At 70.9% G+C, this 11,824-nt stretch carries 11 protein-coding genes; 1 reads left to right on the top strand and 10 read right to left on the bottom strand.

Annotation, left to right across the window (positions count from 1 at the left end; all coding sequences use genetic code 11):
* Positions 1-3 precede the first annotated feature (3 nt).
* From ASG28_RS02320 to ASG28_RS02275, 10 genes are all read right to left on the bottom strand, one after another.
* On the bottom strand, positions 4-276 hold the full coding sequence (locus ASG28_RS02320; protein ID WP_043594402.1) for a PTS sugar transporter subunit IIB: 273 nt from the start codon (positions 274-276) through the stop codon (positions 4-6).
* 29 nt (positions 277-305) lie between these two features.
* Positions 306-752, bottom strand: a complete 447-nt coding sequence (locus ASG28_RS02315) for a PTS sugar transporter subunit IIA (protein ID WP_043594404.1) — start codon at positions 750-752, stop codon at positions 306-308.
* A gap of 2 nt (positions 753-754) precedes the next feature.
* On the bottom strand, positions 755-1,876 hold the full coding sequence (locus ASG28_RS02310; protein WP_055971583.1) for an adenosine deaminase: 1,122 nt from the start codon (positions 1,874-1,876) through the stop codon (positions 755-757).
* 135 nt (positions 1,877-2,011) lie between these two features.
* On the bottom strand, positions 2,012-3,307 hold the full coding sequence (locus ASG28_RS02305; RefSeq protein ID WP_055971580.1) for a thymidine phosphorylase: 1,296 nt from the start codon (positions 3,305-3,307) through the stop codon (positions 2,012-2,014).
* A gap of 87 nt (positions 3,308-3,394) precedes the next feature.
* Positions 3,395-3,832, bottom strand: a complete 438-nt coding sequence (locus tag ASG28_RS02300) for a cytidine deaminase (RefSeq protein ID WP_055971577.1) — start codon at positions 3,830-3,832, stop codon at positions 3,395-3,397.
* Positions 3,829-5,118, bottom strand: a complete 1,290-nt coding sequence (locus tag ASG28_RS02295; protein WP_082454262.1) for an ABC transporter permease — start codon at positions 5,116-5,118, stop codon at positions 3,829-3,831. The genes ASG28_RS02300 and ASG28_RS02295 overlap by 4 nt, the downstream gene beginning before the upstream one ends.
* Positions 5,115-6,389: an ABC transporter permease gene (locus tag ASG28_RS02290; RefSeq protein ID WP_055971573.1), complete on the bottom strand. Its 1,275-nt coding sequence runs from the start codon at positions 6,387-6,389 to the stop codon at positions 5,115-5,117. The genes ASG28_RS02295 and ASG28_RS02290 overlap by 4 nt, the downstream gene beginning before the upstream one ends.
* Positions 6,386-7,906, bottom strand: coding sequence for an ABC transporter ATP-binding protein (locus ASG28_RS02285; RefSeq protein ID WP_055971568.1), 1,521 nt, complete (start codon positions 7,904-7,906; stop codon positions 6,386-6,388). The genes ASG28_RS02290 and ASG28_RS02285 overlap by 4 nt, the downstream gene beginning before the upstream one ends.
* A gap of 157 nt (positions 7,907-8,063) precedes the next feature.
* The gene (locus ASG28_RS02280; protein WP_055976735.1) at positions 8,064-9,149 is read right to left on the bottom strand and encodes a BMP family lipoprotein; all 1,086 of its coding nucleotides are present in this window, start codon (positions 9,147-9,149) and stop codon (positions 8,064-8,066) included.
* Positions 9,150-9,316: 167 nt separating this feature from the next.
* Positions 9,317-10,435, bottom strand: a complete 1,119-nt coding sequence (locus tag ASG28_RS02275; protein ID WP_055971565.1) for a mannose-1-phosphate guanylyltransferase — start codon at positions 10,433-10,435, stop codon at positions 9,317-9,319.
* A gap of 96 nt (positions 10,436-10,531) precedes the next feature.
* On the opposite strand from ASG28_RS02275, the gene ASG28_RS02270 reads away from it, so the two are divergent.
* Entirely contained in the window at positions 10,532-11,674 is a 1,143-nt protein-coding gene (locus ASG28_RS02270; RefSeq protein WP_055971561.1) for a glycosyltransferase family 4 protein, read from the top strand.
* Positions 11,675-11,824 lie beyond the last annotated feature (150 nt).

Below are 11,824 nucleotides of genomic sequence, written 5' to 3'. Positions count from 1 at the left end.
CGCTCAGCCGAGCGACTTCTGCAGCTTCTCGGTCAGCTCGGCCTGGTCGAAGTGGTTCTGGATGACGATGACGTCGGCGAACGTGGAGCCGATGGCCTCGACGAACTCGGCCGACGTGAGGATCACCTGGGCGTCGTCGCCGACCGAGGCGATCGAGCCGATGTCGGCCGCGACGACGTCGGCCTCGATGTCGAGCTTGGCCAGCACGCGCTCGGCGTTGACCTTGAGGATTCCGCTGCTGCCGATGCCGGCGCCGCAGATGGTGACGATCTTCATGGGGCTGTCTCGATCCGTCGTGGGGAGGGTCAGGCGGGGACGCCCATCAACCGACGCACCTCGTCGACCGAGGTGGCGGCCGCGAGGGCGGGGATGACGGAGGCCTCGTTGAAGACGTTCGCGAGGTCGGCGATCGATTCGAGGTGGCCGCCGACCGTGACGATCGCGAGGCCGAGGACCACGCTGACCGGATCGTTGTGCGGGTGGCCGAAGGGCACGGGCTCGGCCAACGTGACCACGGCGAGACCGTCGCGCACCACGTCGTCGCCCGGCCGGGCATGGGCCAACACGAGGCCCGGCGCGATGACCACGTAGGGGCCGTGCTCGTCGATCATGCGGACCATCTCGTCGCCGTAGCCCTCGCGGGCGGCGCCGGAGTCGACCAGCGCGTGCCCCGCGACACGGACGGCCTCGCGCCAGTCGGCGACCCGGGCACCGATGACGACCGCCTCGTCGGGCAGCGGAGGGAGAGCCATGCTCAGACCCCCTCGAAGCCGGCGGTGATGCGGTCGGCCAGCGCCTCGCGGTCCTCGAGCGGCAGGAAGCACGATGCGGCGGCGTTGAGCTGGAACGTCTCGTGGTCGTCGAGGTCGTAGTCGAAGGCCTGGCTGAGGAGGGCGAGCTCTTTGCAGAGGCTCGTGTCGCTCATCAGACGGTTGTCGGTGTTGACCGTGACGCTGTAGCCGAGCTGGTAGAGCAGGTCGAAGGGGTGGTCGTCGAGGTCGCGACCCCAGGCGGCGATCGCGCCGGTCTGCAGGTTGGACTGTGGCGACAGCTCGAGCGGGATCTCGCGGTCGCGGACCCACGAGGCGATGGGCCCGATCTCGACCGTCGAGGTCGACCCCTTGCTCGCGACGACGCGGATGTCCTCGGCGATGCGGACACCGTGGCCGAGTCGGAGGGCCCGCCCGTCGATCAGCGCGCCACGGATGCTGTCGAGGCCGTCGGCCTCGCCCGCGTGCACCGTGACGGGCATGAACTCGCGGGCCAGCAGGTCGAAGGCGACCTTGTGGTCGGCGGCCGGGTGCCCGGCCTCGGGCCCGGCGATGTCGAAGGCCAGCACGCCGTTCTCGCGATGGCGGACCGCGAGCTGGGCGATCTCGAGCGACCGCTCGCCCTGGCGCAACGCACTGAGGATCTGCCCGACCGAGATCTCGTACCCGTCGGCGGCGAGCGAGCGCACGGCCGACGCGAAGCCCGCCTGCACCGCCTCGACCGCCTGGTCGAGGGTGAGCCCCTTCCGCTGGTGCTGCTCGGGGGCCCAGCGAACCTCGGCGTGGACGACCCCGTCGGCGGCCAGGTCGAGGACGAACTCGTGGGCGACCCGGGTCAACTGGTCGGCGGTCTGCATGACCGCGACCGTGAGCTCGAAGGTGGCGAGGTAGTCGACGAGGGTGCCGGAGTCGGCGTTCTCGACGAACCAGCGGCGCAGCGCCTCGGGGTCGGACGCGGGGAGGTCGATGCCGGCCTCGGCCGCCAGGTCCACGACGGTCTCGGGCCGGAGGCCCCCGTCGAGGTGGTCGTGCAGCGACACCTTCGGAAGGGCCGCGAGCCGCGGGCCCCCGTTCGGCAGCCGGTAGTCCTTGTCGGGAGCGCTCATGCCCTCAATCTACTAGCGCTCCGGCCGACGACTCTGGACGCGCGCCACGAGAGAGGTGCGCGCGCATCGAGAACCGGCACCGCCCCTCCTGGACGGAGGCGCGGTGCCGGCGGGGCGTCCGTCGGACGAGCCCGGTCAGCCGATCCGCTCGGCGACGATGGTGCGCGCCGCAGGAGCCTCGTCGCCGATCGCCCAGGCCCCGTCCACGGCCTCGAGGGCGCGCTCGAAGCGGCCGGGCTCGTCCGTGTGCAGCGTGAACAGGGGCTGGCCCTCGGTGACCCGGTCGCCCGGCTTCGCGTGCAGCTCGATGCCCGCGGCCGCCTGCACCGGGTCCTGCTTGCGGGCGCGACCGGCACCGAGACGCCAGGCGCCGATGCCGAACGGCAACGCGTGCTGCTCGGTCAGGTAGCCGGTGCGCTCGGCGGTGACGACGTGCGTCTCTCGGGCCGTCGGCAGGGCCGCGTCCGGGTCGCCGCCCTGGGCACGGATCATGCGCTTCCAGGCGTCCATCGCGCGGCCGTCGTCGAGGGCGGCCTCGACGTCGGCGTCGGGTCGACCCGCCAGGGTCAGCATCTCGCGGGCGAGGGCGACGGTGAGTTCGCGGATGTCGGCCGGGCCGCCTCCGGCGAGGGTCTCGACCGACTCGCGCACCTCGAGGGCGTTGCCGATGGTCAGGCCGAGGGGCACGTTCATGTCGGTGAGCAGGGCCGTCGTCGCGACGCCGGCGTCGGTACCGAGGTCGACCATCGTGCGGGCCAGCTCGCGCGACCGCTCGATGTCCTGGATGAACGCGCCCGATCCGAACTTGACGTCGAGGACGAGCGCCGCGGTGCCCTCGGCGATCTTCTTGCTCATGATCGACGACGCGATCAACGGGATGGCCTCGACCGTGCCCGTGATGTCGCGCAGCGCGTAGAGCTTGCCGTCGGCGGGGGCGAGGCCCGACCCGGCGGCGCAGACGACGGCGCCGCTGTCGGCCATGATCTCGCGCATGCGGTCGTTCGAGATGGACGCCTGCCAGCCCGGGATGGACTCGAGCTTGTCGAGCGTGCCCCCGGTGTGTCCGAGGCCCCGGCCCGAGAGCTGGGGCACGGCGACGCCGAACGAGGCGACCAACGGGGCCAGGGGCAGGGTGATCTTGTCGCCGACGCCACCGGTCGAGTGCTTGTCGACGGTCGTCTTGCCGAGCCCGGTGAAGTCCATCGTCTCGCCGGACCGGATCATGGCCATCGTCATGTCGCGGATCTCGCGGCGCTCCATGCCGTTGAGGAAGATCGCCATGGTGAGAGCCGACATCTGCTCGTCCGCCACGTAGCCGCGCGTGTACGCGTCGATCAGCCAATCGATCTGCTCGGTGCTGAGGGCGTCGCCGCCCCGCTTGACGCGGATGAGGTCGACGGTGTCGAACGGTTCGACGGCGTTCTGGGTCACGGTGGGGCTCCTAGCGGTGGTGCGGTGGGTGGTGCGGCCGTCGGCGCGACGCGGGCGTCACGACCGGGACGGACGAGGAGGCGCGGGTCAGCTCTGCGAGGCGCGGTACTGCTCGAGTTGGCGCGGCCCGAACGCGTCGGGGATCACCTCGTCGATGGTCTTGAAGCCCGAGACGGTGTCGAGCACCATGGCTTCGTCCGAGTGTTCGTAGAGCAGTTGACGGCAGCGACCACAGGGCATGAGGACCCCGCCGTTGCCGTCGACGCAGGCGAAGGCGACCAGACGGCCGCCCCCCGACATGACGAGGTCGGACACGAGCGAGCACTCGGCGCACAGGGTGATGCCGTACGAGGCGTTCTCGACGTTGCAGCCCGAGACGATCCGGCCGTCGTCCGTGACGGCCGCGGCCCCCACGGGGAACTTCGAGTACGGCACGTAGGCCTTGCGCATGGCGTCGCGGGCGGCCTCGCGGAGGGCGTCCCAGTCGGTCTCGGCGACGACCGTCTCGCTGCTGCGGGCCGTCACGACTTGATGTAGGGCTTGCCCGAGGCCGCGGGGCCCCGGGACTGCCCGACCAGGCCGGCGACCGCGAAGATCGTCACGACGTACGGCAGCATGAGCATGAACTCGCTGGGTACCGGCGAACCGATGGCCCCGAGCACGTTCTGCAGGTTGCTCGCGAAGCCGAACAGCAGCGCGGCGAGCGTGGCCCGGATCGGGTCCCACCGGCCGAAGATGACCGCCGCCAGGGCGATGAAGCCCGCGCCCGCGGTCATCTCTTTCTGGAAGTTGCCGAGCGAGCCGAGCGTGAAGTAGGCCCCGCCGAGGCCCGCGATGGCCCCCGCGAGGGAGACGTTCCAGAAGCGGGTGGCGTTGACCTTGATGCCCACGGTGTCGGCGGCCTGCGGGTGCTCTCCCACCGAGCGGAGGCGCAGCCCCCACCGGGTGCGGAACAGACCGTAGAAGACGACGGCGATCGCGATGTACATCAGGTAGACGATGATCGTCTGGCGGAAGAAGACCGGCCCGACGATCGGGATCTGGCTGAGCACCGGGATGTCGAGCTGCGGGAAGCGCACCCCGCGGTTCAGCGACTCGGACTTCGACAGCACCTGCGAGTACAGGAAGCTGGTGAGGCCCGTGACGAGCACGTTGAGCACGACGCCGACGATGACCTGGTCGACGATGTAGCGGATGCTGAAGACGGCGAGCACCATCGACACGAGCACGCCCGCGATCATCGCCCCGACCAGGCCGACGTAGGCCGAACCGGTCGCCGAGGCGACCATCGCCGAGACGAAGGCCCCGGCGAGCAGCTGCCCCTCGATGGCGACGTTGACGACACCGACCCGCTCGCTGATCACGCCACCGAGGGCACCGAAGATCAGCGGGGTGCTGAGCGCGAGGGCGCCGAGCAGCAGACCGGGCACCGGGATGGTCTGGCCGGCGCTCGCCCACGTGAGGAAGCCGAGCAGGAACAGGACGCCGAACACGGCGATCAGCCAGATCGGCACCTTCTCGAAGCGGACGGCGCGCAGCACCGCGACGATCGTGATGACGGCCAGGAGCACCGTGAGCACGATGCCCGTGCCGGCCGCCGGCAGGACCGCGTCGGGCAGGGCGAAGAAGTCCGTCGCGGTCGACAGGCGGAAGGTGCTCTCGCCGTCCCGTGCCAGGCCGAGGAACAGCACGGCGGCCACGACGCTGAAGATCGCGAACGCGATCGGGGCCTTGAGGCTGCGGGTCGTGGTCCGGGCCAGGTCGGGCGACGGCGCGGCGGGGACCGCGGTGTCGGGGGTGAGCGTGCTCACTTGGTGACCACCGCCTCCTTGTTCGAGGCCTTGCGCACCGGGCGGAGGCCCGGGGCCGGCAGACGGAAGATCGCTCGGACCAGCGGGGGCGCGGCCACGAACAACACGATGAGGGACTGCACGACGAGCACGATGTCGATCGGCACGCCGTTGGCGGCCTGCATCGAGTACCCACCGGCCTTGAGCGCCCCGAACAGGACACCGGCACCGAACACGCCCCACGGCCGCGAACGACCGAGCAGCGCGACCGTGATCGCGTCGAAGCCGATGCCGGCGTCGATGCCCGAGGTGAAGCCGCTGGTCAGCGTGCCGAGCACCTGGGTCGAACCGGCGACGCCCGCGAGCGCGCCCGAGATGAGCATCGCGTAGAGGTAGATGTTCTTGACGTTCATGCCGGCCGTGCGCGCCGCGTGCGGGTTCTCGCCCACGGCACGGAACCGGAAGCCGAGCGTCGACCGGTTGATCAGCCACCAGACGACCGCGGTGATGACGATGACCAGCACGAAGCCCCAGTTGAGGTTGTACCGGGCGCCGAACAGGTCGGGCAGGATCGCCGTGTCGAGCGTGGCGGGCGACTTCGGGTTCGCGCTGCCCGGGGCCTGCAGCAGGCCCTGCGTGCGCAGCATGAAGGCCAGCAGGTAGAAGGCGATGTAGTTGAGCATGATCGTGAGGATCACCTCGTGGGCGCCGGTGCGGGCCTTGAGCAGCCCCACGATGCCGCCCCAGAGCGCGCCCGCCGCGATGCCGGCGGCGAGGGCGAGGGGGAGGTGCACGGCGAGCGGCAGGTGGAACGAGAAGCCCACCCACCCGGCGGCGGCCGAGGCCATCAGCATCTGCCCGCGGGCACCGATGTTGAACAGGCCCACACGGAACGCCACCGCGACGCCGAGGCCCGCGGCGATGAGCGGCACGGCGTAGTTCAGCGTCTCGGTCAGCGGTCGGATGCCCGCCGCGAAACCGTCGACCCGGAAGTTGTAGATCGCGCCCTGGAAGAGCGACGAGTACGACCCGCCGACCGCGGCCCAGAACGCCTGGAAGAAGTCGGCCGGGCGAGAGAAGAAGTAGCCCAGCGTGCCCTGCACGGTGGTGTCGGTGAAGCCGATCAGGAGGCCCGAGACGACGAGGGCCAGCACGACGGCGAGCACCGAGATGGCGGCGTTGCCCGTCGTGATCTCGCGAAGGAGGCGCGAGCCGCGTCCCTCGGTCGACTCCGGTGACGACGGGGCGGGTGGTGTGCCCGGGCCCTGCGTGGTGGTCGTGGCGTCGCTCACGCTGCCTGCTCCGTTCCCTGCGGCATCTCGCCGGCCATCATGAGCCCCAGCACGTCGCGAGGGGTGTCCGCCGGCACGATGCCGACGATGGTGCCGCGGTACATCACGGCGATGCGGTCGGCGAGGGCGGCGACCTCGTCGAGCTCGGTCGAGACGACGATCACGGGCACGCCCTGGTCGCGGGTCTCGACGATGCGCTTGTGCACGAACTCGATCGAGCCGACGTCGATGCCACGGGTGGGCTGGGCGGCCACGAAGAGCCGCAGGTCGCGGCTGAGCTCGCGCGCCAGCACGACCTTCTGCTGGTTGCCGCCCGAGAGGCGGCCGGCCGGCGTGGTGATGCCCTGGGTGCGGATGTCGAACTCCTTCACCTTGGCCGCGGCGAACGCCGCGAGTTCGGCGAGCTTCAGCGAGCCGCGCTTCACGAAGGGGCCGGACTGCGAGCGGTCGAGCATGAGGTTCTCCGCCACGGTGAACTCGCCGACGAGGCCGTCCTGGTTGCGGTCCTCGGGGACGAAGCCGACGCCGGCGTCGAGCACCTGGCGCACGCTGCGGCCCGTGATGTCGCGCCCGTCGAGCGAGACCCGGCCCTCGACCCGGGGCTGCAGGCCGAGGATCGCCTCGGTGAGCTCGGTCTGGCCGTTGCCCTGGACGCCGGCGATGGCGAGGATCTCGCCTCGGCGGACCTCGAACGAGACGTCGTCCACGACCACCTGCCCGATCGGGTCGACGACCCGAAGGTTCTCGACCACCAGGGCGGGCTCACCGGCATCGGCGGGGGCCTTCTGGACGGTGAGCTCGACGGCGCGCCCGACCATGAGCGAGGCGAGCTCGGCGTTCGAGGCGGTCGGCTCGGCCTCGCCGACGACCTTGCCCAGGCGGATGACGGTGATGCGGGTGGCGACCTCGCGCACCTCGCGCAGCTTGTGGGTGATGAAGACGATGGCGGTGCCGGCGTCGCGCAGCTGGCGCATGATGACCATGAGCTCGTCGGTCTCTTGCGGCGTCAACACGGCGGTGGGCTCGTCGAACACGAGCACCTTCGCGTCGCGGGACAGGGCCTTGATGATCTCGACGCGCTGCTGCACGCCGACGGGCAGCTCTTCGACCAGGGCGTCGGGGTCGATGTCGAACCCGAACCGGCTGCTGATCTCGCGCACCTTGGCGCGCGCCGCGGCGAGGTCGAGCCGGCCGCCGGACTTGGTCTCCTCGTGGCCGAGCATGACGTTCTCGGCGACGGTGAAGACGGGGACGAGCATGAAGTGCTGGTGCACCATGCCGATGCCGGCGCCCATGGCGTCGCCGGGGCCCGAGAAGTGCTGGACGGCGTCGTCGAGCAGGATCTCGCCCTCGTCGGCCTGGTACAGGCCGTAGAGGACGTTCATCAGGGTGGACTTGCCGGCGCCGTTCTCGCCGAGCAGGCAGTGGATCTCGCCGGGCTCGACGGTCAGGCTGATGTGGTCGTTGGCGGTCAGCGCGCCGAATCGCTTGGTGATGCCCCGCAGTTCGAGCTTCATCTCAGGTGGCTACCTCGGGTCTAGGCATTCGGGTGGGGTCGGACGGCACCGGGTCGGCGGCCCGCCCACGGGCGTCGACAGGGCCGGGAGCGACGGGGTGACCGTCGCTCCCGGCCCTGGGTCAGTCGATGCTAATCGATGACGGGAGGTGCTTTCGTCAGCTGGTGAGCGCCGACGGCGACTCGACCTCGATCGAACCGTCGATGATGCCGGCCTTGATCGTGTCGAGCTCGTCCTGCAGACCGGAGTCGACCTTGTCGGCGTAGTCGTGGAACGGCGCGATGCCGACACCGTCGTTCTCGAGCGTGCCCACGTAGGGCGTGCTCGAGAACTTGTCCTCGCTGGCCTGCGTGACGACCGCGTCGGTCGCCTGCTTGATGCCCTTGAGCACCGAGGTCAGGAAGAGGTCCTTGTTGGCGCTGTCGGTCTCGTAGGTGTCGCTGTCGGCACCGACCAGGACGACGTCCTTGCCGGAGTCGCGGATCGCCTCGGCGGCGCTCTGGTAGATCGGGCCACCGACCGGCAGGATGACGTCGGCGTTCTGGTCGATCAGCGTCTGGGCGCTCTGCTTGGCCGTGGTGCCGGCCTCGAAGCCACCCGTGAAGCTGCCGGTCTGCGAGTCGACGTCCCAGCCGACGACCTTGACGTCCTTGCTCTTCTGCTCGTTGTAGTACTTCACGCCGTCGGCGAAGCCGTCCATGAAGATCGTGACGGTCGGGAACTGCATGCCGCCGAAGGTGCCCACGACACCCGTCTTCGAGTAGCTGGCCGCCGCGTAGCCCGCCAGGAAGGCGGCCTCGGAGGTGTTGAAGGTGATCGGCTGCACGTTGTCGGCCGTGATCGACGCGTCGTCGATCGTGGCGTAGTTGATGTTCGAGTTCGCCTCGGCCGCCGACTTGGTGGCGTCGGCGAGAGCGAAGCCGACCGTGACGATCAGGTTGCAGCCCTGGTCGGCGAGGTTCGACAGGTTCGCGTCGTAGACGGTCTCGTCGGCCGACTCGACCGTCTTGGGGGTCGACCCGATGGCCTTCGCGGCCTCGGTCAGGCCCTCGTAGCCGAGCTGGTTGAACGACTTGTCGTCGAAGCCGCCGGCGTCGGAGACCATGCACGGGACGAAGTCGCTCGAGGCGCCGCTGGTCGAGCCAGAGCCGCTCTCGGGGGCCGAGGCACAGCCGGCCAGGATGACGGCGGTGCTCGCCAGGGCGAGGCCGCTGAGCACGGCCTTGCGCGCAGTTGTAGTCAAGTTGTCCTCCAGGGTGCAGCCCGGCACGAGGCGCGCCGGGTGGGTATGGCTGACAGGTTACCTACTGTGACGAGCGCCGCCGACCGTCGGGTGGTAGTGATGCCGAGGCGTTACACAGTCGCGACCACGACTTAACGAACACGAAACGTCCACGACCCCGGAGGGGCTCAGAGGACGTCGCTGCGCCCGCTGAGCTTGAGGGCGTCCACGACGCTCTTGACGCGTTGCGCGTTCGCCGTCGTCGTGACGAGCAGCGCGTCGGGGGTGTCGACCACGATGATGTCGTTGACGCCGATCAGCGAGATCAGCCGCCCGCTGTTGCCGACGACGATGCCGCTCGAGCTGTCGGCCAGCACGCGGGCGTTCTCGCCGAGGATGGCCAGGTCGCTCTTCCGACCACCGGCGTGCAGCTTCGCGATGGACGCGAAGTCGCCGACGTCGTCCCAGTCGAAGTCTCCGGGCACGACGGCCAACCGGCCCGCCGCGGCCGCCGGTTCGGCGACCGTGTAGTCGATGGCGATCTTCTCGAGTCCGGGCCACACCTTGTCGACGACGGCGCCGCGCTTCGGGGTGTCCCACGCGGCCGCGAGCTCCTCGATGCCCTCGAGCAGGTCGGGCCGGGTCTCGCCCAGCTGCTCGAGCAGTCGGTCGGCGCGCGAGATGAACATGCCGCCGTTCCAGAGGTAGTCGCCTCCGGAGACGTAGCGTTCGGCCGTCTCGAGGTCGGGCTTCTCGACGAAGGACTCGACCGTGCGGGCGCTGGGCGCCCCCTCGATGTCGAGGGGCGCCCCGACGTGGATGTAGCCGAACCCGATCGCGGGCTCGGTGGGGGTGATGCCGATCGTGGCGATGTACCCCTCGTCGGCGGCGACGATGGCCTCGCGGACCGCGCGACCGAAGCCGCGGGTGTCGGCGATGACGTGGTCGGCGGCGAACGAGCCGATGATGACGTCCGGCTCGCGGCGGCGGAGCACGGCCGCGGCCAGACCGATGGCCGCGGTGCTGTCCTTGGGCTCGCTCTCGAGGACGACGTTGTGGTCGGCGAGCCCGGGCAGCTGCGACTCGACCGCGGCGCGGTGCGCCCGCCCGGTGACGACCATGATGCGCTGGTCGCCGTTGAGCGGGGCGAGGCGGTCCCAGGTGCCGCGCAGCAGGGTCGAGCCGCTGCCCGTGAGGTCGTGCAGGAACTTCGGCGCGTCGGCCCGGCTGAGGGGCCAGAGCCGGGACCCGATGCCGCCCGCCGGGATGATGCTGTAGAACCGGTCGAGGCTTTCCTGGATCGTCATGCGTTCACCTTATCGACGCCCCTCCTCCATGCCGCCGATCCCCTCTCGCCACCGTCACCGGTGAGGCTCGCAGCACGAGCAGTCCGAGGAGGACCGATGCGAGTCGTGATCGTGACCGAGAGCTTCCTGCCCACCGTCAACGGGGTCACCACGAGCGTGCTGCGCGTGCTCGACCACCTGGCCCGACGCGGGCACGAGGCCCTGGTCATCGCCCCGGCCGGGCGCGGGACCACGAGCTACGCCGGCTTCCCGGTCCACCGGGTGCCGTCGGTGGCCTACCGTCAGTTCCCGGTCGGCCTGCCGAACCCGCAGGTCGCGGCCGCCATCGCCGGCTTCCGACCCGACGTCGTGCACGTCGCCTCGCCGTTCCTGCTCGGTGCCCAGGCCATCGCCGCGGCCGCTCGCCTGGGCGTGCCCTCGGTCGCCGTCTTCCAGACCGACGTCGCCCGGTACGCGGGGACGAACGGGCTCGGGCTCGGCTCGGCCGTCGCCTGGCGGCTCGTGCGCCGCATCCACGACCAGGCCACGACGACGTTGGTCCCCTCGCGCGCCTCCCTCCGCGACCTCGAGACGGCCGGCGTGGGCCGGCTCGCGACCTGGGGCCGGGGGGTCGACTCGGCCCTGTTCCACCCGAATCGCAAGTCGGGCGACGCGGTCCGTGCCCTGCGCGAGAGCTGGGGCGCGCCCGACCGCGTGCTCGTCGGCTACGTGGGTCGCCTGGCGCCCGAGAAGCAGGTCGAGCGGCTCGCCGCCCTGCGCCCCTTGCGGGAGGCGCGCCTCGTGGTCGTCGGCGGCGGCCCCTCGCTGCCCGCCCTGCGCCGCCGCCTGCGGCATCACGACCCGGTCTTCACCGGCCCGCTGCACGGCGAGCACCTCGCCGACGCCTACGCGGCCCTCGACGTCTTCGTGCACACGGGCTCGACCGAGACCTTCGGCCAGACCGTGCAGGAGGCCCACGCCAGCGGACTGCCGGTCGTGGCCCCGGCCGCGGGCGGACCCCTCGACCTGGTGCGGCACGGCGTCGACGGGTTCCTCTTCGACCCCCGCCACGACCACTCGCTCCGCCGCAGCGTCCGCGCCTTGGTCTCCTCGGACGAGCTGCGGGCCCGCTTCGGAGAGGCCGGGAGGCGCGCGGTCGTCGGACGCACGTGGGAGACCCTCGGCGACGAACTCGTCGAGCACTACCGACGCGCGATGGCCAGCGTCCGCGACGGGGCCGAGCGCGCCTCCGTCCGCTGATCGCGGTGCGGGCCGACGGGTCCGTCTTGTCTCGACGTCGAACGACTTCGGCGGGGCGGGGCGGCGGCCCCGCTCGGCGGGAACATAGACTGAACAGGTTCTGAGAACGCCACCAGCGGACACGGCTGTCCCTCGTACCGACCGAGCGAG

Source organism: Frigoribacterium sp. Leaf415 (assembly GCF_001424645.1).
GTDB lineage: Bacteria > Actinomycetota > Actinomycetes > Actinomycetales > Microbacteriaceae > Frigoribacterium.
Note: the sequence above shows the minus strand (reverse complement) of the source record. Positions and strands in the feature narration are given on the sequence as shown.

Excerpts from the sequence above, each read along its gene's own strand:
- ASG28_RS02320 (WP_043594402.1), bottom strand. The coding sequence starts at position 276 with ATGAAGATCGTCACCATCTGCGGCGCCGGCATCGGCAGCAGCGGAATC.
- ASG28_RS02315 (WP_043594404.1), bottom strand. The coding sequence starts at position 752 with ATGGCTCTCCCTCCGCTGCCCGACGAGGCGGTCGTCATCGGTGCCCGG.
- ASG28_RS02310 (WP_055971583.1), bottom strand. The coding sequence starts at position 1,876 with ATGAGCGCTCCCGACAAGGACTACCGGCTGCCGAACGGGGGCCCGCGG.
- ASG28_RS02285 (WP_055971568.1), bottom strand. The coding sequence starts at position 7,906 with ATGAAGCTCGAACTGCGGGGCATCACCAAGCGATTCGGCGCGCTGACC.
- ASG28_RS02275 (WP_055971565.1), bottom strand. The coding sequence starts at position 10,435 with ATGACGATCCAGGAAAGCCTCGACCGGTTCTACAGCATCATCCCGGCG.
- ASG28_RS02270 (WP_055971561.1), top strand. The coding sequence starts at position 10,532 with ATGCGAGTCGTGATCGTGACCGAGAGCTTCCTGCCCACCGTCAACGGG.